This is a genomic window from Endoryza foliicola (assembly GCF_050589245.1).
Classification (GTDB): domain Bacteria; phylum Bacteroidota; class Bacteroidia; order Chitinophagales; family Chitinophagaceae; genus Endoryza; species Endoryza foliicola.
In genome coordinates this window covers 382,860-407,341 of the sequence record NZ_JBOBEW010000001.1, presented here as the reverse complement: position 1 = coordinate 407,341, position 24,482 = coordinate 382,860, and the positions used below count along the sequence as shown (strand labels likewise).

General features: G+C 40.1%; 19 protein-coding genes. 15 read left to right on the top strand and 4 right to left on the bottom strand.

Translation table 11 applies throughout. The features are described from left to right. Positions 1 to 2 precede the first annotated feature (2 nt). The 8 genes from ACQ2HE_RS01700 (at position 3) to ACQ2HE_RS01665 (ending at position 8,258) form a co-directional block, all read left to right on the top strand. Positions 3 to 449 (top strand): YHS domain-containing (seleno)protein, encoded by a 447-nt coding sequence (locus tag ACQ2HE_RS01700; protein WP_430895151.1) that lies wholly within the window; start codon positions 3 to 5, stop codon positions 447 to 449. 142 nt (positions 450 to 591) lie between these two features. Next, the gene (locus ACQ2HE_RS01695) at positions 592 to 1,158 is read left to right on the top strand and encodes a sigma-70 family RNA polymerase sigma factor (protein WP_430895153.1); all 567 of its coding nucleotides are present in this window, start codon (positions 592 to 594) and stop codon (positions 1,156 to 1,158) included. 12 nt (positions 1,159 to 1,170) lie between these two features. Then, complete coding sequence (locus ACQ2HE_RS01690) at positions 1,171 to 1,425, top strand: hypothetical protein (protein ID WP_430895155.1); 255 nt, start codon at positions 1,171 to 1,173, stop codon at positions 1,423 to 1,425. A 191-nt stretch (positions 1,426 to 1,616) separates the two neighbouring features. Further along, the gene (locus ACQ2HE_RS01685; protein WP_430895157.1) at positions 1,617 to 2,030 is read left to right on the top strand and encodes a DoxX family membrane protein; all 414 of its coding nucleotides are present in this window, start codon (positions 1,617 to 1,619) and stop codon (positions 2,028 to 2,030) included. Between the two features lie 7 nt (positions 2,031 to 2,037). Beyond that, entirely contained in the window at positions 2,038 to 2,535 is a 498-nt protein-coding gene (locus ACQ2HE_RS01680) for a hypothetical protein (protein WP_430902416.1), read from the top strand. Between the two features lie 246 nt (positions 2,536 to 2,781). After that, positions 2,782 to 4,248 carry a DUF3375 domain-containing protein gene (locus ACQ2HE_RS01675; RefSeq protein WP_430895161.1) on the top strand — a complete coding sequence of 489 codons (1,467 nt, stop codon included), beginning with the start codon at positions 2,782 to 2,784 and terminating at the stop codon, positions 4,246 to 4,248. A 5-nt stretch (positions 4,249 to 4,253) separates the two neighbouring features. Further along, on the top strand, positions 4,254 to 4,832 hold the full coding sequence (locus tag ACQ2HE_RS01670; protein ID WP_430895163.1) for a DUF4194 domain-containing protein: 579 nt from the start codon (positions 4,254 to 4,256) through the stop codon (positions 4,830 to 4,832). 21 nt (positions 4,833 to 4,853) lie between these two features. Further along, positions 4,854 to 8,258: an ATP-binding protein gene (locus ACQ2HE_RS01665; protein ID WP_430895165.1), complete on the top strand. Its 3,405-nt coding sequence runs from the start codon at positions 4,854 to 4,856 to the stop codon at positions 8,256 to 8,258. A 72-nt stretch (positions 8,259 to 8,330) separates the two neighbouring features. On the opposite strand, the gene ACQ2HE_RS01660 is transcribed toward ACQ2HE_RS01665, so the two are convergent. Together ACQ2HE_RS01660 and ACQ2HE_RS01655 are read right to left on the bottom strand one after the other, a co-directional pair. Next, entirely contained in the window at positions 8,331 to 8,891 is a 561-nt protein-coding gene (locus tag ACQ2HE_RS01660) for a PhnA domain-containing protein (RefSeq protein ID WP_430895167.1), read from the bottom strand. Positions 8,892 to 9,073: 182 nt separating this feature from the next. Continuing rightward, entirely contained in the window at positions 9,074 to 10,105 is a 1,032-nt protein-coding gene (locus ACQ2HE_RS01655) for a LacI family DNA-binding transcriptional regulator (protein WP_430895169.1), read from the bottom strand. Positions 10,106 to 10,391: 286 nt separating this feature from the next. Between ACQ2HE_RS01655 and ACQ2HE_RS01650 the strand changes: the two genes are divergently transcribed. From ACQ2HE_RS01650 to ACQ2HE_RS01635, 4 genes are read left to right on the top strand one after another with little or no spacing between them, the layout of a single operon-like run. Beyond that, complete coding sequence (locus tag ACQ2HE_RS01650) at positions 10,392 to 12,362, top strand: glycoside hydrolase family 97 protein (RefSeq protein ID WP_430895171.1); 1,971 nt, start codon at positions 10,392 to 10,394, stop codon at positions 12,360 to 12,362. After that, a complete protein-coding gene (locus ACQ2HE_RS01645; RefSeq protein WP_430895173.1) occupies positions 12,359 to 13,888 on the top strand; it encodes a glycoside hydrolase family 28 protein in 1,530 nt (509 codons plus the stop codon). The genes ACQ2HE_RS01650 and ACQ2HE_RS01645 overlap by 4 nt, the downstream gene beginning before the upstream one ends. Positions 13,889 to 13,891: 3 nt before the next feature. Next, positions 13,892 to 16,117, top strand: coding sequence for a GH92 family glycosyl hydrolase (locus ACQ2HE_RS01640; protein WP_430895175.1), 2,226 nt, complete (start codon positions 13,892 to 13,894; stop codon positions 16,115 to 16,117). A gap of 10 nt (positions 16,118 to 16,127) precedes the next feature. Continuing rightward, positions 16,128 to 17,552 (top strand): glycoside hydrolase family 28 protein, encoded by a 1,425-nt coding sequence (locus ACQ2HE_RS01635; RefSeq protein ID WP_430895177.1) that lies wholly within the window; start codon positions 16,128 to 16,130, stop codon positions 17,550 to 17,552. A gap of 71 nt (positions 17,553 to 17,623) precedes the next feature. On the opposite strand, the gene ACQ2HE_RS01630 is transcribed toward ACQ2HE_RS01635, so the two are convergent. Together ACQ2HE_RS01630 and ACQ2HE_RS01625 are read right to left on the bottom strand one after the other, a co-directional pair. Then, positions 17,624 to 18,136, bottom strand: a complete 513-nt coding sequence (locus ACQ2HE_RS01630) for a hypothetical protein (RefSeq protein ID WP_430895179.1) — start codon at positions 18,134 to 18,136, stop codon at positions 17,624 to 17,626. A gap of 97 nt (positions 18,137 to 18,233) precedes the next feature. Then, positions 18,234 to 20,426 (bottom strand): DUF4838 domain-containing protein, encoded by a 2,193-nt coding sequence (locus ACQ2HE_RS01625; RefSeq protein WP_430895181.1) that lies wholly within the window; start codon positions 20,424 to 20,426, stop codon positions 18,234 to 18,236. A 245-nt stretch (positions 20,427 to 20,671) separates the two neighbouring features. On the opposite strand from ACQ2HE_RS01625, the gene ACQ2HE_RS01620 reads away from it, so the two are divergent. The 3 genes from ACQ2HE_RS01620 to ACQ2HE_RS01610 all read left to right on the top strand — a co-directional run bounded on the left by ACQ2HE_RS01620 (position 20,672) and on the right by ACQ2HE_RS01610 (position 24,481). After that, positions 20,672 to 22,147, top strand: coding sequence for a M48 family metalloprotease (locus ACQ2HE_RS01620; protein WP_430895183.1), 1,476 nt, complete (start codon positions 20,672 to 20,674; stop codon positions 22,145 to 22,147). Positions 22,148 to 22,161: 14 nt separating this feature from the next. Next, positions 22,162 to 23,730 carry a DUF6770 family protein gene (locus ACQ2HE_RS01615; protein ID WP_430895185.1) on the top strand — a complete coding sequence of 523 codons (1,569 nt, stop codon included), beginning with the start codon at positions 22,162 to 22,164 and terminating at the stop codon, positions 23,728 to 23,730. Positions 23,731 to 23,878: 148 nt separating this feature from the next. Then, on the top strand, positions 23,879 to 24,481 hold the full coding sequence (locus ACQ2HE_RS01610; protein ID WP_430895187.1) for an MFS transporter: 603 nt from the start codon (positions 23,879 to 23,881) through the stop codon (positions 24,479 to 24,481). The last annotated feature ends 1 nt before the right edge of the window (position 24,482 follow it).

Below are 24,482 nucleotides of genomic sequence, written 5' to 3'. Positions count from 1 at the left end.
TAATGAAAAAATTAACACTGTTACTAGTGGTCGCTTTCGCATCATTTACTGTAATGTCGCAGTCTTCCGGAATTTTCACCGTAAATGGACTCGCAATAAAGGGCTATGATGTGGTTGCATTTTTTAAAGATAGTGCAGCCGTAAAAGGATACGATTCACTACGTTTTACCTGGAAGGATGCAGTTTGGTTGTTTTCTTCTACACAAAATTTAGAGGCGTTTAAGAAAGCGCCGGAGCAATATGAACCTCAATATGGCGGCTATTGCGCTTATGGAGTTTCGGATGGCGAAGGGCATAAAACACCGGTTGAAATTGACACTTGGACGCTTTTAAACGGCCGGCTTTATTTCAACTACAATAATAAAGTAAAAGAATACTGGAAGAAATCTCAACAGGAACGTATTTTAAAGGCAGATGCGAATTGGCCAAAGCTTAAAGAAAAAGGTTAGTGTTTATGTTGTAGTGTAATGAGCCGCCAGAAATGGGGGCTCGTTTTCTGGTTTTTCAAGAAAAATGTCGCCCACGCGATATGTTCATTCAAAAAAGCTTGTCGATATTTATAGTTCAAAAGGCCTTAAACTATTGAATTAAATGTCTGACAATCATTTTGTAAACGACCCCAAAAAATGGGTTGAAGAATACTCTGATATGCTTTATCAGTTTGCACTTAAAAGAATTGCTGATAAGGAGTATGCCAAAGATTTGGTGCAAGAAACCTTTATTTCAGCATGGAAAAATGTGCATCAATTCAATGCCAGTGCCAGTTTTAAGACTTGGATCGTTACGATTCTAAAAAATAAAATAATTGATCATTATAGAAAAACAGCAGTCAATACCCAATCCACTATGGTTGAGGCTGAATCTGTTTTTTTTGATGAAGCGGATCATTGGCGTGAAGGATACTATCCTGTTGAGTGGCAAGTGACAGCCACAGCAGATAATAAGCTGGAATCTTTTGAATTTATGAAAGTGCTTCAATCTTGCAAAAGCAAATTGAAAGAAATCCAGCAGCAGGTCTTTGCCTTAAAGTATTTAGAGGGTATGGAAAGTGAAGAAATTTGTAAGGCATTATCTATTACTTCCGCTAACTATTGGGTGATTATTCATAGAGCGAAAGTTCAGTTAAGAGCTTGTTTGGAAAAAAAATGGTTTGCTTAATAAATCAATAGCATGCGAATTACCTGTAAATCAGCTTCGGAATACATTGTTAGAAAGGAAGAAGGCAAAATCTCTTTCAAGCAGAGAATACAGCTCTTTATTCATTTAATTGAATGCTCGCTTTGCAAACGATTTAGCAAACAAAATAAGCTCATCAATCTGCTTCTAAAAAAAGAAGTAACCACTCCCGAAACTTTGACTGCTGATCAAAAATCATCCATCATAAGAAAAATGGAAGAAGCAGAGCAGGACAATAAAGAGGCATAAGGCATTCTTCTTTTCTCCGCATACTTCTTCATCTTAGCCGAAATAAACGAAGCAACTGCAGTTTACATGAGTTCTCTCAATTTTTAATCACTAATGGATCCCTTGTATTGACGTGGTCTGTTTTGATAAAATAAATTGAAAAAATTTGTAAGGAGTTTCGGACTTGTTCGTATAAAATAGAAACACACAACATGACAACAAGAACACAACTCATTATTGATTGGGCGCTCCGTCTTATTGCTGCCGGATTGATGGTGCAATCTCTTTTCTTTAAATTTTCTGCTTCTGAAGAATCAGTATATATTTTTTCGACCCTCGGAATTGAGCCTTGGGGAAGAATTTTAACCGGCAGCCTCGAGTTAGTGGCTTCTATTTTAATCCTTATTCCTGCTACAACGGGCTATGGAGCCGGCTTGGCAGCAGGGGTACTTGCCGGTGCTATATTTAGTCACTTGTTTACAAAACTCGGAATTGTAGTGAAAGACGATCACGGCCAACTATTCATTTACGCGCTCATTATTTTTATCTCATCATTGATACTGCTGTATCGTTACCAGCACCAAATTTGGGCAGTTCTGAATCGATTCACTTCAAAAGGAAAGTAAATACCGAATGTTAAGTACGATGCCATTAACCAACAGCGTGGTTACTATACTCCTAGAGTTAAAGGAGGTGCTTCATCAGCTAAGCGCTGAAGAATATGCTGAAAAAAGAGAAAGCCTGTTGGGTTCTTCTATTGGAATGCACGTGCGTCATACCCTCGAATTCTTTTCTTGTCTTACGAGTGCATTGGAAACGGTTACGCTCAATTATGACCAGCGAAAACGGAACCCGGTTTTAGAACTGGATCTGGCTGCAGTAAATGAAACCATTGACGAGCTTTCTGCAAGATTGATTTCAGAGGACAAAACGCTTCTTTTGAAAGCCTTTTATCCAAAAGGTCCGGTTGTGATTTTCACCAGTTATTTTAGAGAATTGATGTATGGAATCGAACATGCGATCCATCATTTTGCCATGATTCGGGTTGCGTTGCAAGAAGTTCCGAATCTGCAGATTCCGGCGGGTTTTGGGTTTGCGTTTTCTACCTTGGCTTATTTGGAAAGTAAGTAGTAGAGCCTGAAAGCGTATCTGTTTGAATTACAATTAATTGTGCCATCTTCCCGCTCACAAGCGGGATAGATGGCTTTTTAGTTTTACCGGATACTAAAGCGTTTGCAACAAACGGTGCTAGCTGTGTTGTAAAAAGAAATTGACCGGTTATTCCCATTATTCAGGAGGAGCGCCAAATCTTGTCCCCACCTCAGTTTCGATGCCGTATTTTCGACTATATTACACGCCCCGAAATACAAGGCAGGAATGAATTCTGTAGAACTGTACGAACTTTTTGTTACGAACCCCGCGGTTCAAATGCTGCGTTTGCGAAACGCCGGCTGGGTGCTGCCCTTTTTGTACAAAGTGTTCAAAGAGGAAAACAGACCCATTATTGAAGAATCGACCCTCATTCAATTACTCGCAGAAACCTTAAGCACACAAGAAGAAGGTTTGGAAGATATGGAGGAGTCAAAGATTGTTTTTGGAGAAGATGAACAAACACGCAGTCGCAAACACTTGATGAACTGGGTGCAAAAAAGACTCTTGCAAGATTTTATACATGCCGATGGCTCCATTCAATACCAACTGAGTGCCTATTCCGAGAAAGTGTTTCAATGGATGCACAGTTTGCAATTGCGCAAGCACGTAGGTACGGAGAGTCGCTTCAAATTGCTTTTTAACTCGCTGCAAGATATTGTTGAGCATACGGAAGACAATAACCTCAAACGTCTGCAAATTCTTAAAGACAAAAGAGCAGAGATCGATAAAGAAATCAAAGCCATTGAATTGGGTGTTGCTCCCGAAAGTTATTCTAACTCTCAAGTACAAGAACGCTTGGAGTTGTTCACTCGCTTGTGCTACGAATTGATCAGCGATTTTAGAGAAGTAGAAGATAATTTCAAACAGATCCACCGCAGTATCGTAGAGCAACATACGAAATCGGAGCAGGGTAAGGGCGCCATTGTTGGATTTGCCTTTGAAGCGTATGATTCTCTCCGCCAAAGCCCACAGGGGAAAAGCTTTTATGCGTTCTGGGATTTCTTGATTTCACGAGCCGGAAACCAACACTGGGCCGAGCTTACAGAGAAAGTAATGGAATTGATCAATGAGCGGGAAATTACTGCAGACGGCGATTTCTTACAAAATGTAAAATCAATGTTGCTTCAGCAGGGTAAAACCGTGTACGATGCAAATGATAAAATGGCGGAGAAGCTGAGTAGAATCATCACCGAAAAAGAAATTGCCAAGCACAGAAGACTACGCAGGCAGATAGCATCGATCAAAGAATTGGTGTTCGATTTAATGGAAGAAGAAGAGGTAGACTGTGGTATGTCTGTTCCCATTCATTCAGAAGTGAAAATGGTGATGGAGCGCAAATTGACTTTACAAGAGAAGAAGGCCGTTGCTGCTATTAAACAACCGGTATCTCAAAAGGAAACCATTGCAGATCCGGAACGCTTCGAAAAAATGTTGAACACTAGTTTTATAGATAAAAAGAAATTATGGCAGCACGTAGAACAAGTGCTGAAACAACAAGAAACGGCCACCTTGAAAGAGATCATTGAAAAACAGGCGTTGGAAAATGGGTTGGCCGAAGTAGTGAGTTATTATAGTTTTTTAAGAGATAAGAAAACAAGGGTTCAAATTATTCCTAACACCACGGAACTAATTCCTATAAACGAGGCACAAACCAAGTTTGTAGAAGTTCCCTATTTGTTATTTAGTAAGTAATGAACATGCAGCAAAAGATATTGCCTTACACTTCGGTGTTTATAAAATTGTTGAAAGGTCCTGTGGATTATACCGAACGGTCTACTTGGGAAAAGCTTCTTCAATACAAATCAGACCTATCGAGCTTTTTACAGCCATTGGGTTTGAAACTGATCTTAAGTGAAGAAGATGGTTATTCGTATGTGCAGCATATTGGAGGAGAGGAAGACGATGCCTCGGTGAGCTGGATCGTGCGTAGGGCGCTTACCTACGAAGAGAGTATTTTATTGGTATTGCTACGCGATATGATGGCGGAGTTTGAGATTAGTGATAGCAGCAGTCAAGAATTGATCAAGAAAAGAAGAGAGATCAAAGAGTATGCGGAATTGTTTTTCAAAGAAAATGCCAGTAGGGTGAAGTTTTTGAAAGACATTGATCGGCTGATCGATAAAGCCGAAGAATATGGATTTCTCGCTTTAGCTGAAAGTAGTGATGTAGCCGATGAGCAGCGCTTTCGAATTAAGAAGATTATCAAGGCGCGAATTGGGAGTGAGGAGTTGGAAGCTTTTATGAACCAATTAAAACAACGCAAGGCTGTAAAATAGTGTTGCAAAACTTATGTTGAGATGCAGTTAAGTGTATTTAGTACCGATAATCAGAAGAGTGGCTTTCGATTGCAATACATGGAAGTGTTCAACTGGGGAACCTTCGATGAAACCATTCATTCGATACACCCCATGGGTGAAACCAGTTTGCTCACCGGAGCCAACGGCAGCGGTAAAACCACTTTCGTGGATGCGCTTCTTACCTTGATTGTGCCGGAGAAGCGCTACCGCTTTTACAATCAGAGTAGCGGTAGTGAAAAGAAAGGTGATCGAACCGAAGAGACCTATGTGTTGGGTGGATATGGGTCAATTAACAGTGAGAGCACGGGTGCTACCAAAACGCTCTATCTGAGAGAGAATAAAGAGGAAGCCTATAGCATCATATTGGCCAATTTCGCCAATGAAGCAGAGCAAACCGTGACGCTTTTCCAAGTGCGTTATTTTTCGAACAATGAATTGAAGAAAGTATTTGGCGTTGCGCACAAAGCACTCAAAATTGAAGACGATTTCAAGCCCTTCGATTTGGGTGGTGCTTGGAAAAAGACGATCGACCAACGTTACAATAAAGGAGCGAGAAAATTTGTAGAATTTTTTGATGCAGCAAGTAAGTATGCGCTTCGATTGGTAGAAGTGTTGGGAATGCAGAGTATTCAGGCATTGCATTTGTTCAACCAAACAGTAGGGATCAAAGTGTTGGGCAACTTGGATGAGTTCATCCGCACACACATGCTGGAACCGCGCAATATGGAAGAGCAGTTTCAGGATTTGAAGAAGCACTTGTCCACTTTGTTAGATGCCCGTAGAAATATTGAAAAATCGGAAGAGCAATTGGCCATGTTGTTGCCGGTGAAGGAACAATACGAGAAGTTTCATGAATCGCAACAAGAATTGGAGCAGCTGACTGAAGTTCGCGAAACGGCACGTGTATGGCATCGGTACAAACAAAGTGAATTGCTGCAAGAGGAGACTGCTCGGTTAACACAAGCAATTCGTGATTTAGAACAAAAGAAAGAAGCCAAAAAGGCAGAGCTTGATAAAGTACAAGAGGACGAACGGAACCTGCTGAACCAGGTTGAGCAGAATAAGGCGGGGCAGAGAATGCAGCAGTTGGAGAAGGAACAGAAAGAATTGGTTGAGAAAAGAGAACAAGCAGCCGCGCAGTTAGCTGAGTTTACTGCTTGGTGTAGAACACTTCATTTAAGCGATGTTCAGCCCGATGACGAGTCAAGTTTCCAACGACTGCGAAAAGAGAATGATAAAGTGTCTCATACGCTTGAGCGTGAACAACGATTGAATGAAGACGACCTGTATGATGCAAAGAGGCTGATGGATCAAAACCTGGCTGAAAAAGCATCTATTGAATCTGAGCTGAATAATCTTTTATCTACCCGAAACAATATACCTTCTTATCTAATTGAAGTTCGTAAGAAGATTTGTGAGGGCTTGGATATTGAAACAAGCGATTTGCCTTTTGCAGGTGAATTGATGCAGGTAAAAGCGAATGAAATTCATTGGCAGCCGGCTATGGAAAAGCTCTTGCGTAACTTTGCGATGCGTCTCTTGGTGCCCGATAAGTTTTATAAGAAAGTAAACAAGTACCTTAATAAAGAGAATATTCGTGCTCGATTGGTTTACGAACATGTAATTGAGAAAGTGGTATTTCAACATCCTGAAAAAGGAACTGTTCATGAAAAACTCGAGTTTCATCCGGATCATAAATTGACGGATTGGTTAGAACAGCAGATCATTCATCAATTCAACTACATGTGTTTGGATGATGAGAAGACTCTAGATCGATTCGAGAAAGCGATTACGTTGCACGGTTTGACTAAGAGTGGTAGACGCCATGAAAAAGATGATCGACCCGACACCAATGATGCGAGCAGGTATGTGATGGGTTGGGATAATGAACGTAAGAAGCAAGCTTTGTTCAAAAAGCGAGATAAACTCTCTGATCAAATTGAACAAACGAAAGAGGTGTTGACGCGCTGTACCAATAAATCGAAGCGACTTCAAGAGCAGTTCTATGCCAATCAGCGGATCAAGGAGTATCCGGGGTTTGATGGAATTGATGTGGGAGGGTTACAGCAAAAGATTCGAAAAATAGAAGATCAAGTAAAGAACCTGACCAAGGAAAGCAAGGCCTTGGCCCAACTGAAGAAAGAGCTTGATCAAAAAGCGACAGCTAAGGAAGAGTTACAAGAGACGATCAATAAAATTGTGGGCGATATTGCGGTAACTGAAAGTCAGTTGGTAGGGTTCAAGGAAAGATTGAAGGGGTTGTCGGCTATTTTGTCAACACTTACTGAGAAGGACAAAGATGCATTATTGGTATTTCAATCAAAATATGCGGCTGATTTTGATAACATCAGTTTAGCAAATTTAGATACGGTGCATGCGAATTTTGATCAACAACAGCAGCAACGATTTGAAAAATTGCGGGTAGTATTAAGTGAATCAGAAAAGACATTGACCAGAGCTTTGTACCGAATCAAAAATCCATCTGCTGAATTAGCGAAGAAGTATCCCGATTGGAACGGCGATGTGGTCAATTTGCCGGAAGAAGTGAAATATGCGAACGAGTACATTGAATGGATGAACAAATTACAAACAGAAAATCTTCCTAAATACAAGCGCGATTTTGAAAACTATATCAATGTAACTATTACGTACAAAATTGGTGGATTGAACGAAGAGTTAGAGAAGTGGGAGCGAGAGATTCACAATAGTATTATTAAGCTGAATCAATCGTTGGCGGGTATTAATTTTAACCGAATGCCGGATACCTATGTTCAACTTAGAAAGCAACCTGTACCCGCAGGCACTGAAATTCGGAAATTCAAAACACAATTGTTAGAGGCGTTGCCGCAAGCAGCGAATTGGCAGCAGAGCAGTTTTGAAGAGAAAGCGCAGCATTTTACAGAGAAAATTCAGCCAGTAATCAATGAACTAGAAGAGAACGAATCGTACAGAAACAAAGTGCTGGATGTAAGAAATTGGTTTGAGTTTTGGGCGGATGAGAAGTATAGAAATACTGACGAATTGAAAAAGACCTACCGCCAAATGGGGCAGTTATCCGGAGGAGAAAAAGCGCAATTGACCTATACTATTTTGTGTAGTGCCATTGCGTACCAGTTCGGAATTACTAAGGAAGGCAAGAATAGTAGAAGCTTACGATTTGTAGCTGTGGATGAAAGTTTCAGTAATCAGGACGAAGAAAAAGCCACTTACTTAATGGAGCTCTGTAAACAGTTGCATCTTCAGTTACTAGTAGTAACACCAAGTGATAAGATCCAGATTGTGCAAGAATTCATTGCGCATGTGCATTTGGTTCAACGCGTAGCGAATAGAAACAGCGTTGTGTACAATATGACTGTTAAGCAACTCAAAGAGAAAATGAGTGAAGTAGAAGAGTTGGTAGGATAATGATGTTCTCGCAAAAAAAGAGACTTCGTTTTGAAGTCTCTTTTTTATATCAGCAAATGCTGATCAAGTCTTTTAGTTCTTCCTCACATACTTCGTCAAAATCACGATCGTAGCATCGTTTACTTTTCCTTCAATTTGCTCGGTATTGTCTGGCACTAGGCGAATTTTACGAACGATGGTTCCTTTGGGCGCCATGAAGTTGGCTCCTTTTACATTTAATACCTGGGTAAGTACCACTGTATCGCCATTTTCCAAAGGAGTACCGTTGGCATCGCGGTGAATTTCTTTTACTTCAAAAGCGGTGAGCGCCCAGTTCACAACGTTTTCAGGCAATTCTACTGAGCTCATAATATCGGAGGCCCATTCCTGATCACGATAGCTGTAAAGGATTCTATACGTAAGCGTTTGAACGCTGGGCTCTGTATTCCAGATACTTCCCGCTAAGCATTGCCAGTGACTCGGATTGCTTTTTGATTCGATTTCCCCTGCACAAGTGGTACAGAGGGCTACTTCGTTTTCAATGGAAGAATTGTCTTTAGGACTCACAACATATTCAATACTAGCAGGTTCTGAGGAACAGAGTTCACAAGTGCCATCACAACGTTGTTTCAATTTTTCTGAAATGGAGCTCATTGTTTTAAGGTTTGGGGCCGCAATTAACTGAAAATAAATGGACCTGCGAAAAGGGATTTCTAAAATAGGCGTTAGGCCATGGGCATTTAGAATTGCGTTTCAATTTGTTCCGTTACTGAGCGGCTTAGAAAACACCTTTCTTGATTCAACTGATAATAAATGTAGAGTGTACATTTATTAGCTTATGAAAAATGACTTTTAGGAATGCAAGACTTGCGTTCCATAAAAATTGACGGCAGTACCACACATTCCGGTTGGGTGTATTGAAGCGGCTTCTCGATTCTTTGAAACAGTAACTCGGCTGCTTTGGTACCGGTATCGTAAGCGGGTTGTGTAATGGTAGAAAGTGGCGGATTGAGAATAGGAGCGGTTTCCAGGGTAGAAAAAGCAATTACTTTCACTTCTTTTGGTATGTTAATCTCCGATTCTTGTGCTACCATATAAGTTTGAATGGCCAATCGCTCTACGGAAGCCACAACGCCATCAGGCCTGTTTTTACTTTCAAAAAGCTCCTGAATTTTCTTCATGCTTTCTTCTTCTGTTCCATCGCAATAGTGAACCAGCTTATTGGGGTCGCTAGCAATTCCCGTTGCCAATACCGCAGCTTTGAAGCCTTCGGCTCTGCGGTGACATATGGGCAGGGCGCTCGACATTGAAAGAAACACCGGATTGGTGCATCCGTCTTCTATCAAATGCATGGCAGTAAAATAACCACAATCGTAGTCGTTTGTAATTACTTTAGAAGCATTGAAGTCCTCCGGTGCTCGGTCGAAAAATACTAAAGGTATGTTTTCATTTACCAGTTTCTGAAGGTGGCTGTGGTCGGTGGTTTCGCTGGAAATAGAGATCAGAACCCCGTCTACACGGCCATTCGAACACTCTTCCAATACCGCTTTCTCAATTGAATATTTCTCGTGCGATAAATAAATGAGTAAATGATAGCCTCTCGCTTCGGCTACTTTTTGAATTCCATTAATGGCCAGTGAAAAATAGTTGTCGGCTACCTCCGGGAGAATAACCGCAATGGTTTTGCTTTTCTTTTTCCGAAGACTGGTGGCGTATGGGTTGGGAGAGTAATTGTGCTTTACCGCAAACTCGCGTACTTTTTTCTTGGTCTCTTCGCTAATTTCATGACTATCACGCAGCGCTTTTGACACCGAGGATGTTGACAAATTCAGCAAGTTCGCGAGTTCTTTTAAGTTGATGCGTTTCATAGCAGCCTCTCCACGGCAAATTTAGCATGTATCGCTACAAATAACGAAATCGATTTCTTAAATTATTAAAATTGATCCTCACAAATCAAGTTCAAAATGTGATAAATTCGAAATTCTGTAGCAGTTGAACGAATCTGGTATGCTTAAAGGCAACCCAAACCGGAAAAATGCTGCTTATAGTGACAACTTAAAAAACTGCTAAACTAGGTTCAAATAAGTGTACACAAGACACTTATGCGTTCTATGCCTAGTAAAATGATCTGAAGCCAACTTAAACCCGATTGCGATGACCATCTCAAAAACTACCGTTCGAATACTTAGTTGCCTGTTCTTAGTTACTCTTTCTTTTTGGAATTCAAGTGCTCAAACTATAATATCAAGTCAAGATAGATCTGTTCAGGTTGATTTAGAAATTAGAGGAGGGCAGCTTTTTTATGAAGTTACAAAGGGAGATCAGGAACTGATTGAGTTTTCCAGATTGGGTATTGTTTTCGAAAACGAAGATTTTGCCGATCAGCTAGCGTCAATCAAATTAGTGTCTACCTCCTCATCTGCCAGAATTGGGAGCTTTAAAACAGGTAAGAAAAAGAATACCAATGTAATTTTCCTGACTTACACCTTCGATATCATAAATAAGAACTCAAAGTCGGTAAGGCTCTTGTTTCATCTTTCCAATGACGGATTGGCTTATCAATATCAACGATCTATAGGAGACGAAGGGCCAATCACCGTTCTGAAAGAATACAGCTCCTTTCAATTCCCCAAGCAATCACTTACTTGGATTCAGCCAATGACAGCCGCTAAATCGGGCTGGGAACAATCCAACCCATCTTATGAAGCTCACTATTTGCAAGGAGTGCCCGTAGGTACTCCCACTCCTATAAAGGCAGATACTAATTTTATTCCTAATGTTGGTTGGGTGTATCCGGCGCTGTTTAAAGTTGGTGAAAACTGGGCTTTAATTACAGAAGCCGCCCTTACAAAAAATTATTGTGGCACTCGATTGGTAAACGACTCCGGTTCTACTAAGTATGCTGTTGAATTTCCGGATAAGAGAGAAGTGTTTACCGGAAAAGGACTGTTGCCTAAACTTCAGGCCGGCGAAAAAACGCCTCTTAGAGTGATGGCTTTTGGATCGTTGAAAACAATTGTTGAATCTACCCTTGGAACAGATCTCTCCCCGTCTGCCGACGCAAATGACTACAGCTTTGTAAAACCCGGAAAAGCTTCCTGGAGTTGGATCAATTCTAAAGACGATAACATTACCTATGAGGAACAGAAGAAATACATCGATTTCGCCGCAGAAATGAATTGGAATTACTGCCTCATCGATGTAAACTGGGATACCAAGATTGGATACAATAGAATTCAAGAATTGGTGAATTATGGAAAGAAAAAGAATGTTGGAATCTTGCTTTGGTACAATTCTGCAGGCAATTGGAATACGGTGGGTTATCATCCAAAAGGGATGCTTTTAAAAAAGGAATCGAGAGAAAAAGAGTTCAGTCGCATTCATGATATGGGAGTAAAAGGAGTTAAGATAGATTTTTTTGGTGGCGATGGTCAATCCATGATTGAATACTACATTGATATTTTAGAATCTGCTGCAAAGTACCAACTGATGGTAAACTTTCATGGCGCTACTTTGCCTAGAGGTTGGGCAGCTACCTACCCTCATCTCGTTACAACTGAGGCTGTGTACGGAATGGAAATGGTCACTTTTAATCAGAGTGATGCGGACTTACAAGCTTCTCACTGTGCTGTGTTGCCCTTTACAAGAAACGTGTTTGATCCCATGGACTTTACGCCCATGAACCTTTATAAGCTTACTCATTCCGGTTCAACCAGAAGAACCACCACTGCCTTCGAGTTGGCGCTTTCGGTGCTTTTTGTTTCAGGTATTCAGCATTATGCAGAAAATAAAGAGGGAATGGATCATATGCCGGCCTTCGTGAAAGAATTCTTGAAGAATTTACCCAACACTTGGAATGACCTGGAGTTTCTTCAAGGCTTTCCCGGAAAAGATGTGGTGATTGCTCGCAATGGCAATAATAAATGGTATATCGCAGGTATCAATGGTGAAAATCATAAGAAGACCTTTGAACTGGATCTTTCTAAATGGAAAAATAAGAAGCTAACGTTGATTTCTGATGACAGCAGGGATTTTCTAAAGAAGGAAAACACAGTGGTGGGTTCAGATAATAAAGTAAGAATTGAAACAGCTGCGAATGGGGGATTTATTATTATAGCAGAATGAGGTTATTAACGGTCATATTTTTTCTAGTTGTTTCGGCCAGCACTACCGCGCAGTTGAAACAAGTTTCCATTGTACAATTTGGAGCCATAGGCGATGGCAAAACTTTGAACACGGCTGGAATTCAAAAAGCCATTGATCAAATTGCCTCTAAAGGAGGCGGAACGGTACAAATACCGAAAGGAGTTTTTGTAACAGGATCAATTTTTCTTCGATCCAATATTATACTTGAGTTACTGCCCGGGTCTGTGTTAATGGGCTCCCCCAATAGATTGGATTATGGCCAAAGTCCTTGTGACGCAATGATCAATGCCATCGAGGTTTCTAATATTGCTATAAAAGGAACCGGCATCATTGATGGAAATGCAAAGCAAGTGCTGCAATCTTTGTTTGATGAATTGAAAAGTGGAAGACTTACAGATAGAGACTGGCCAAAGAAAAGACCTACTGAAAGCAATCGCCCCAAAATCATTCATTTCTTTAAATCAAAAAAGATCAACATTAGTACTGTTTCAATTCAAAATGGCTGTACATGGATACAATCGTATGAAAGATGTGATCAAGTGAACATTAAAGGGATCAAGGTAAACAGCACTTCTTATTGGAACAACGATGGATTGGATATCGTAGATTCGAAAAATGTGTTGATTGAAAATTGTACTATTAATAGTTCGGATGATGCCATTTGTTTGAAATCGGAATCAGCGGAATTGGATAGTGTGGTTAATGTGAAGGTTTTGAATTGTAGTTTGAGAAGCAGTGCCAATGCATTTAAAATTGGGACGGGTTCAAGAGGTGGATTTAAAAACATTTATGTAAAAGGCCTTATTATTTATGATACCTATAGAAGTGCCATTGCATTAGAAGCGGTAGATGGAGCGTTCTTAAAAAACATTACGATTGAGGGTGTTCGCGCCAGAAATACAGGCAATGGGATTTTTGTAAAACTTGGTAAACGTAATAAAGACGAGCGATTCAGCACCGTGCAAGACATTACCATTCGTAATGTATCTGTACAAATTCCTGCAGGAAAGCCGGATAAGGGATATGAGTTAGAAGGTCCTTTGTTGAAGTATCCTCCGGGTATCAAGCCGGGAGATCAACTCAGCATTTCCCCTTGGAATAAAGCTCCCGACGATACGGCCTCCATCGAATATTTGCACCATGTTTTTCCCGCATCTATTTCCAGTTTACCGGAGCATCCTGTTAAAAACATTAAACTCGAGAATATTGAGTTGAGTTATGAAGGAAGAAATGATGCGTCAATTCCTTATTTCCCAATCGACTCTCTGCATCTCATCACCGAAGCTGTTACAGCCTATCCGGAATTCTCCATGTTTGGTGAATTACCGTGTTGGGGATTTTACTTCAGACATGTAGACGGGCTGAGTATCAAAAATCTTCGCTTGTTTCAAAAGAACAAAGAGCCGAGAATAGCCGTGGTGTACGATGACGTGAATTATTTGAACTTCGAAGACATAAATGTGCCGAATACAGAACGCGTGTATCGAAATGTGAAAAGAAAATAAAGAATGAAAAAGCGCTACCATATTTTTCTTTTGTTGCTTTTGCCTGCTGTGGTTGCCGGTCAATCGCCAGTTGACTATGTGCAACCCCTAAGTGGCACTGCTGCTTCTACTACCGTATCTGCATTAAAGCACAGTGATGTTGGATCAGAGCGCAATGCCAATACTATTCCTGTAGTAACCTTGCCCTTTGCAATGACTCAATGGACACCGGAAACAAGACTTACAGAAAACAAATGTGTAGCTCCATACTATTATAAGGATACTGCATTAACCGGATTTAGAGCAAGTCATTGGATCAGTGGTTCCTGTACCCAAGATTATGGTAGCATGACCATTGTTCCCATCTCAGGAACCTTCCATTCTTCCGAAACAGCCATTTCATTTCGTCATGAAAATGAAACAACGACGCCTTATTATTATAGTGTTCGTTTGCCGGAAGCCGGATTCTTAGTAGAGATGACGGCTACTTTGCGCGCAGGCTACATGCGCATTACCATGTTGCGCGATGATAGCTTGCATGTATTGATTCGACCCAACTCTGATCAGAAAGAATCGAAAATATATCTGAACCAAGGCGTAGTAGTTTCAAATCCTGTTCATCGCATCTATCAGGGGTGGGGTCAAAAAGCCGGATTTTCCGGATGGCATTATATTAAGACGAGTACAAAGAACATGCGAACTAGATTGATAGAAGGCAGTGATCAATTGAAGGTAGCTGTTATCAGCGGTGCTTTTAAGAAAGGAGAACAAGTGCTGTTGCAGATCGGCACCTCTTTTAGTTCGGATGAGAATGCGAGGAAGAATTTAGCGACTGAAATTGGAGCAAAATCATTTGAACAAGTACAACAAGACGCGAAAGAGGTTTGGAATACAGCATTGTCTCAATTATCAGTTGAGTCAGAAAGTAGGCAAGAAAAAGCAATCTTTTATACAGCGCTGTATCATGCCATGCAGCATCCGCGCTTGTTTTCGGATGTAAATGGTGTTTATCCCGCTTTCTCTACCGGGATTCAAAAAACCAAACAAGGCACACAGGCCTATTACGATGATTTTTCGATGTGGGATATTTACCGAGCACAGCTGCCTTTGGTTGAAATTTTGAATCCTTCATTGGCGGGGGCTTTCAATGCTTCGTTGGTACTTAAAGGAGAACAAGGTGGATGGCTGCCTATTTTCCCCTGTTGGAACAGTTATACTGCGGCCATGATTGGTGATCATTCAGTGTCGGTTTTGGCATCTGCAATTGCAAAAGGCATAAAAGGATTCGATTATCAAAAAGCATGGTCCTTGATTCGAAAGAATGCATTTGAAACCCCGGGCGATTTTTCAGTGTATAGAAATGGTATGGGAAGAAGAGCAATGACGTCTTATTTAAAATACGGCTATATTCCCATTGAAGACAGTGTGCCCGATGCTTTTCATAAGAAAGAGCAAGTGAGCAGAACCTTGGAATATGCTTATGATGATTATGCAGCATCGGTAGTGGCAGCTACACTTAAAAAGAAGGAAGCAAATACGCTATTGTTTCGATCTAAAAATTATCAGAAGGTATTTGATACTACTGTTGGATTGATGAATGCGCGGTATTCGACCGGTTCCTTTCTTTATCCTTTCCAACCAGATACTCGTACTTCTTACATAACCGAAGGTACTTCCCGTCAATACAGTTTCTATGTTCCACACGATATTCAGGGTTTGCAACAAGTAATGGGTGGTGCTGATGTGTTTGAGAAGAAGTTGGATACGCTTTTTGCAAAGGGTGAATATTGGCACGGAAATGAACCTGGCCACCAAATTCCATTCTTGTATAATTTCACATCTTCCCCATGGAAAACACAAGATTTGATTCGAAAGATCCGATCAGAAGAATATACGGATGGCGCCGGAGGATTGAGCGGTAACGACGATGCCGGTCAAATGAGTGCTTGGTATGTGTTTGCGGCCTTAGGCTTTTATCCGGTGAATCCGGTATCGGGGCATTATCAATTGTGTGTGCCGCAATTTAATAAAGTAGTCATTCGCCTTAAAAATGGAAAGCAGTTTAAGGTATTGGTTGACCAAAATTCAAAGAGCAAGAAATACATAGAATCGGTATTATGGAATGGTGAGGCTTATAATAAGAATTTTATTACCTACACTATGATTCAAAATGGTGGAGAGCTTAGTATTCGCTTGTCGGATACTCCAACTTCATGGGGTTCAAAAAAAGAAAACAGATCTAATTTATAAAGAACATTGTATGAATACCAAGAGAGCTTTAGTAGGGGTCATTATGGTTTTAGCCTTTGTAATGGGGAGTGCCCAAACTGTACGGCAATTTAGAGTAAAAGAGTTTGGTGCAGTAGGCGACGGCAAAACCGATGATGCGAAAGCAATTCAAAAAGCGATTGATGCTTGCAGTAGTTCGGGTGGAGGGAAGTTGATATTTGATGCCGCTACGACTTTTCTATCGGGTCCCATTCAAATTAAGTCAAACGTTGAAATGCATTTGGAGCCAGGATCAGTACTTTTAGCGAATCCGGATGAAAGTATTTACAAGATGAGTGCATTTAGAACCAATCCGGGAGAAGGAACACTTTGGATTTGGGGCGAGCACTTTGAAAATTTTAGTATCAGTGGCACGGGAACCATTGATGGTAATGGCATAAAGTTCATGGGTAAAGAATTGGACGATAGTTATGAGTTAAAGCCCTTCAATGTATTGGATCCAAGACCACATGTGATGACCTTGATTGATGGCAAGAACATCAGAATTCATGATGCACATATTGGAAATTCCGCTTATTGGACCATCCATTTAGTGGGCTGCAATGATGTTGTGATCAGTGGTATTAGTTTGATCAATAGCTTGAAGGTGAGAAACAGCGATGGAATAGATGTTGATCACAGTAAGAACGTGCGCATCAGCGATTGTTATATTGAAAGCGGCGACGATTGTATTTGTTTAAAAAACAGAAGAGAATACGAAGACTATGGTGTTTGTGAAAACATTGTAGTAACCAATTGTACGATGACTTCGAGAAGCTGTGCCATTAAAATTGGATCGGAAAACATGGATACGATTCGTCAGGTGCTTTTTAATAACTGTATCATAAAGAAGAGTAATAGAGGAGTTGGAATTCAGCACAGAGATGAAGGCGTGGTTTCGGATGTGGTTTTCTCAAACATGATCATAGAGGGTCATATGTTTAGTGATGTGTGGTGGGGAAAGGCAGAACCCATTTATATTACCGCGTATAGAAGAGCTAAGATCAACCATAAAGACGCGAATTGGCGTTTTCCAAAAGGCGCCACAGAAGGTAAAGTTGGATATGTAAGAAACATCAGCTTTTCAAACATCAAGTGTTATAGTGAAAATGGAGTGTATGTAAGTGCGGAATCGAAGGACAAGATCGACAATATCAGTTTTGATCAGGTGGATGTGTACATTAATAAAACGACTTCCATAGTTGGTGGGGTTTACGATCGCAGGCCTGCGAATGTAGAAGGTTTTGTAAAAGGAACCACTGCCGGTTTCTATTTTGATACTGCCGGAAGTATTCTAGTTCGCAATTCCTCTGTTGTTTGGGGTCCGAACAAAGCGCCTTATTTTAAAATGGCAATAGAAAAGAAAAATCTTGGAAGTTTGAAGGTTCAGAATTTTATTGGCCTATCTGCTCAATAAGTTTTCTGACATTGGTTATATAAAGAAAGCGCCTCACAGGGCGCTTTCTCTTTTATATCTGTTGTCATATCTTAGTGAATACAGGTACCTGATGCCAAAGAGCTTATTCCTGAGTTTGTGACAAAATACTCAGCGTATCTCAAACGAGTTTCGGTTAAATCGATGTTTTCCCAATTGATAGTTTGAGTTCCGCCAATATTGTAAGCTATGGTCCATGTTAATTTTGATTTTTCTGTATTGGTAAACTGCCAGGTAACAGAACCCGTCAAACTACTACCTAAGGCATACGAACCTGTTCCATCTCTATTGAATTTCATACGGATGGTGCTTGCCTGACCAATGTCAGAAGTGATGTCACGCATGTAGTAGTATTCAATCCCACCTCCCGAAGTGTTTACTTGAAACCACCGAAGTTCCTGTATTTTCCAAGTGGCACTTGTTAAAAGTGTAACGGGATCAGGTACTGTGTCTGTTTTTGGTGTTGTAACCGATGCAGCATTCGATTTCGTACAAGACGAAAAAGATACACTTGCGCCAACTAGAATTATTAATCCTAAGGCCGAGATCGTGGATAAGAGTTTCATATATCGCTGTTTAATTAACTGCGATATACTACCCTTTTGAATAGCCGAAAAGAAGAAATCGGTAACTGTGTAATTTCTTCTGCTAACTGTGCAGTGCTTACTCTGAAACAACTATTTCATCCGCAAAAATCCATGCGCCTGTTCCGGCGGCGTGATGCCAGTAAGGCGGTGTGTTCATGTTTTCACCTGTAACTCGAATGTACCGGGCTTTCATCGGTATTTCGGGAGTATGAAATTGATAGATGTCGTTTACTTTGCTGGTTTTTTGTAATGGAAATGGATTCTCAACGGTGCTTATGGTGGTATAGTTGATCCCATCTTCCGATATCTCAAATTTTACACGCACTGGAAAGAAGACCACATGATTGGTTACTTGCAAAAAGTTTATGCCGATAGAACGAAATTGTTTTGTTTCTTTCAGATCAACGGTTGCTTTCATTTCATTTAAGAACCCTAGCCAGTTTGCAAAGAAGCTCCATCCACCAAAAGCCCCATCTGTAAGGGTTTGAGGGTCTTCTTTCGCGTACTTAACAGGCTTGTTTACCAAACTAACAGCAGCACCTCTTGCTAGGTTCTTTTTGCCCGCGTTGGTCATGAACTGCTGATAAGATTTTAAATAGGTGTCTAATGTTAATCCCATTTCGTTTACAATAGGAATATTACCCTTAAGTGTGGCAGCCTTGAATCGATTGTAAACAGCATTCAAAACTGTGCGATTGTTTAATTCAAAAGGAGCACGATTGGTTCTGAAATATTCCAATGTTGCATAATCTAAACCAATTCGAGCTTTGTTCAATCGCTCCAACAACTGTGGTTGACCTTTTAGGGCTTTTTCCGACTGATCAAATGCCTGTTGATATTGCAATAGTTTTTGCCCTGATAGCCAAGTATCGAAACCTTGAGCCGGATCGCCGTATAAAAACAGAAAGAACTTGGGATACTCTTTAATTGATTTCTCCAAGCCCTTTACATAGGTTAACACAGCAGCTGAACCTTTGCCATAATAGAGCTGGCAAAACTCAGTAATGAGTTTATCGTAAGAGGCATAGGGATCCCAGAGCAAGGCAGACATTAAATAGCAGCGCAGTTCATAAAGCTCACTGGTGTTATGACTATGCTGTTCAAAAATCCAGTTTGCGCCATTTCTTACAAACAATTGAATATTCGGTTGAATGGTTTCAAGGTTAGGAAAAGGAGCTAAAAAGTTCGTGAATTGTGTTGTGTAATCCCAAATTTGAAGGGTTGCTCCCAGTCGGCCCCATTCAATCAAATCTGTTTCAAAATCTTTTGATTTCACAGCAATGGGAGCACTTCTATCACATTCAATGCTACAAAGAGTTACCAACACGTTGTGTTCGGGGCGCAAGGTTTTAGGAGCTTTTCGGGTGTATTGGTAGGCGAGTGTAGAGATGGTTTTTGCCGGGAAATCGCGTGCAATTTTATTTACCAAACGAATCATCGAAGCTGCAGGGGTTCCTTCTTGTTTATCGAAACCGGCACAGCGATCACATTCGCAGTATTGAGTGTTGTCGTCTTGACTTACAGAGATCACCGCTGCGTTGGGGTAGCGATTGAAATAGGCGGCTACAGAGTCTTTGATCATTCTGTAAACCGTATCGTTACTCAAGCAGAGTTGCGTAGGTAATCGTTTGTTTTTTACTAAGGCATAGTATTCCGGATGGGCACTATAGTAGTTTCTTTCGGGTACAAACTTATGAAAGGTATGTACAAATGCTTCCGGTACAAAGCCGGGAAAACCGGAAGTGGTAACACGTCGTTTGGCAGCGAATTCCGGGTTCTCATAGAAAAGTTTGGCGTGAACCGTTCTGGTTTTCACCAAGGGATCAAATGCATAGTCTGTGGCTATCACTAAATCCGTTAGGGTAGGCGTAAAGGTTACTGATGGACTCAAATAGCGGCATCCCAATTTTTCAAAGATTGCAAATACGGCTTCCCAGCATTTGTAAGAGTTGGAGGCTTCAATAATGAAGTTTCCATTCTCAATAGTGCCTGCGTATCCTGATCTGTTTTTGTTGATGCGAAATTCAACAGAACGTCCATCTGTAGCTGCATTGCTCCAAATTGGAATTCTCGCCCCGGTCATTTTATGAACGAGCTGCTGAAAAGAAAGTGCCGATTTGTTTAGGAAACTATCTGCTTCTGAAGGCAAGCTAATATGATAATTGCTTTGTTTGTTTTTGACGAGCGTAATGGGTTGGCTCAAAGCAGCATTCGTAGAAAATAATAAAACGAGGATGCCGAAATAGAATCGCATATAGTAAGCTTTCATGTCTATCTAAATTAAGGAAGAATAGCATTGCTTTAAGCAGGGCTTACTTAATAGTTTTTTTAAAAACTTCGGTTTCTTTCCAATAATCGTAAGATAATAACTGTGTTGATTTAGAGCATAAACGTGTAGTTTAAGCTACAATTCATTCACAAGCGCTCAAGCCCCTCATTTTTAAATACAAAGACTCGGTTGGATACTAGCAGAAATGAAGCTTTTATTTTATATTTGAAACCTAACCTTTCTTTATGGCCAATAAAAAACAGTGGAGGCACTGTGCCTGGTTGCTTTTGATCTTAGTGATGCTGAGTTCCTTTCAATTATTTAAATTGAAAACTCAGGATCCGATTTATTCTTTCCAAGATTTATCCAGAATAGCACTTTCCAAGCAGCGCGATTCCATTAAAAAGAACTGGAATTGTCCGAAGATTTTCGATAAAAAGGAAACTCAAAAAAAATATGAAGAAATGTGGGATTCCCGGAAAGACTTCATTGTTTCTTCAATTAACGATAATGATTATGTTTACGAGAAGGAAGTTTACGACTATATTTCCGGCATTCTCACGGAACTCGTAAAAGCAAATAAGGCTAAAGCAACTCAGCAATTCGATTTGTTGTTAGACAGAAGTAGTGTTGTGAACGCATATGCAATAGGGGGTAATATCATTGCAGTAAATTTGGGGTTAATTGAGTTTGCAGAATCAAAAGAAGAGCTGGCTTTAATTTTGGCACACGAACTTTCTCACAATATACTCGAACACTCGGAAACTGCTTTGAGAGAAAGAGCTGAATTGTTAACTTCTGACGCCTATAAGAACACCTTGAATTCAGTCTTGGATTCTAAATACGAACGCTTAACGCGTCTAAAAAAAATACTAGAGGGGTATACCTTTTCCAGAAGTCGTCACAATCGATACAAAGAATCAGAAGCCGACTCAATGGCTGTTCAGTTGCTTAAAAAGGCTAATATCAGTTTTAATGCACGCTATTTTCTGAAACTAGATAGCTCTGATCTCGAATACCAAACACCTTTGAAACATCCGGTAGGTGATTACTTCAGGTCCTATGGTTTAAAATTTGAAGATTGGTGGACCACCAAAAAAACAAAAGGGTTATCTTCTCGCAACTATAATTTTAAAGATACTACTAAGCTTCAGGATTCTTTGAAAACACACCCTGATTGTATTCAGCGCTATGAGAAAACGAAAGCCTTGTCAAGTGCTACTATGACAGTTACACCTATTCCAAAAACTATCAAAACCAAGGTGAATAAAATGATTCTTTGGAATTTGTTTAACAATCAAAATCTTACTGCTTGTTTATACAGAATAATGTTAGTTAAAGACAATAACAACAGTGATGCTTGGTATGACTTTATGTTTCATAATTCAGTAATTGGATTGTACTATTCCGACAAGAACTTGATGAGATTTAATTCAATTAATGTTGTACAAAAAGAACTGGTATCAAAAAACTATTTCGAATTGCAAACAGCATTAGAACAAATGCCTACAGACGATATTAAATTACTATATGAAGGGCTACAAAAGCTCGATTTTTGGAAGTCTCTCAACAGTGACGAAAAAGGACTAAGAGATTTGTTTAACAGCCTTGCAAATGCGGACTATACAGACAAATCGGTTCGCCCAAAAGCTTCTAAAAATTATGTGCAGCAATATCCCAACAGTATGTATGCCGAGTTTGCTGTTCAATTTTCAAACTAATACTAACAACTTATATGAAATTTAGACTTTTGTTTGCAACACTATTTTGTGCGTTAATGATTCAGAATGCTACGGCACAATCCAAAGTTTTTCGGGAGGTGGCAGGTGAAATTTCCAGTGATTTTGAGCCAATTGTTCAAGACAACTCTTTGATTGGATACTTGATGTTTACCAAGCTGGAAGCCGTTAGCAAAGACTCTTTCAATTACAAGATTTCAATCATGGACGAAAACCTGAATGATATTGGAGTGGTCAATTTCAGGCAATCTCAACTACTATTAAAGAGTGTGACTTTTGAACAAGATGTGATCATGTTGTTGTATCGCAAAGAAGACACGAAAACTAAAACCGAAACGTATGGACGCAGAGGCCAGCAAAGGGATGTAAAGGAAACACAGGATAGTGCGTTTGTTCAGTTCATCAATTTAGAAGGGAAAATTTTAAAGACAGAATCTTCGAAAATTACAGTTAGTAGAAACTGGGTGTACACAAAGTATTCCTCGTATTTAAATATTGAAGCTCCTTATATGCAAATTGCGAATCTTCCTCAAAAGGGGTTTGCCTTTCTGTGTATAGAAAAAGACAAGCAAACCATTGTTGCTTATAACCCTAAAGGGGAAAGAGTTTGGACGAAGGCTCCACCTAAAGGAGCGGATGATTATTATATGATTGCAAATGTTAAAAGTATCTATCTGTTAACATACAAGCAGCCAATGTCAAAAAGAGGGACTAAGGGTACTTATGAGGTTCATAGTATTAATGCGAATGATGGAAAATCATCTGACAATTACGAATTAAAAGATAAAGAGGGAAGCTATTTTAGAGTTCTTGATTTTCAAATTGATAAAGCCACTAATAATCCGGTTTTAAGTGGAATGATTCACGTAGGTTCTGAACGTTTCATGAATGCTAAAAGGGAGTTCAAGAGTTATTACAAAGGGGTGTTCACTGTTAGTTTTAATGGGACTTCAAAAGGCGATACTAAACCGGTGTTTTCCTATTGGAGCAATGGCAGCAATTCAGAAATATCGCAGAAAGGTAAATTGATCAAAGAGAATAAATTCATCTCTATCCAAGAAGCCGTTTCAGACTATGAAGGCAATAAGTACTTTGTAGGGTCATTGGTGAAAAGAAAGGCACGCCCTTTTGCAATTGTAGGTGGTATTTTACTATTACCTGTTCCTCTTGCTGATTTGGCGGTTCCTTTTCTTACGTACACTAAACTGGTTTCAAATGAAGTGACCATTTTAAAGTTAAACTCTAAAGGAGTGTTGCAAAATATTGCGAACATTGACGCCAAGAAAGTTAAATACGATCCATATGAAGCATCTTTAAATGGAGGTGGTAAACGATTGTTTTTTAGTGTATACAATGCTGTATCGAAGTCGAGTTATTTGGTTATTTCGGACGCAGATAATACGTATTTGTATAACTTAAAAGACCAAAAAGTGGCCAAAACGATTCCTAGATCTAATGGTGAATCGGTGGTAACTGTAATACCTGCCAAAGAGGGTTCTATCATGATTTCTGAAATCAATAGAAAAGAAAAATACTCTAAACTCTCCATTGAGCCGGTTCAATAGTAAGCACGATACCTAATTCGGAAGCCCCTGCTAGGCAGGGGCTTTTTCGTTGGTGTTCAGTTGTTTAGCTGTAAAAAAAAAGAGTTTGGGGTAAGAACAAACTTTTCACCTCTTTTCAAGTCAAAGAATTGCACCTAAACCTACTACCATGAATCGTTTGTCGAAATCGGCCAGAATTCTTTTGTTGGCCTCCTGTTTATGGAACCTTGGAGAAGCCCTTTTAGGGCCTATGTTTGCCGTATACACGGAAAAAATTGGGGGCGATCTTCTAGATTTCACCTGGGCGTGGGCCGCTTACTCCATTGTTACCGGTGTTCTTTATATTGTAGTGGGTAAAACTCTTCGAGAATCGCCCTACAAAGCTCAATTTATGATTGGAGGTTATGCGCTAAATGCGCTTCTGACCTTTGCTTATATTTTTGTTCATCATCCCATACAATTGTTATTTGTTCAAATTGGACTAGGTGTTGCGGAAGCCTTTAGCACGCCTACTTGGGATAGCTTGTTCGCAAGTGATATGGACGATACAGAAGATACTTTCTTATGGGGTCTTGCCAATGGGCATACGCATTTAATTGGTGGATTAGGCATTGCCATTGGCGGTATGGTGGCTTACTATTTCAGTTTTAATGCGTTGTTTGTGATAATGGGAGTGATCCAAATTGCTGCAACGATTGTGCAAGCAAGAATTTTGCGTCAAAGAAAGCCTATTGTAGTAATCGGTGATTCGGTGCAACTGAAGGCCGCCTAGT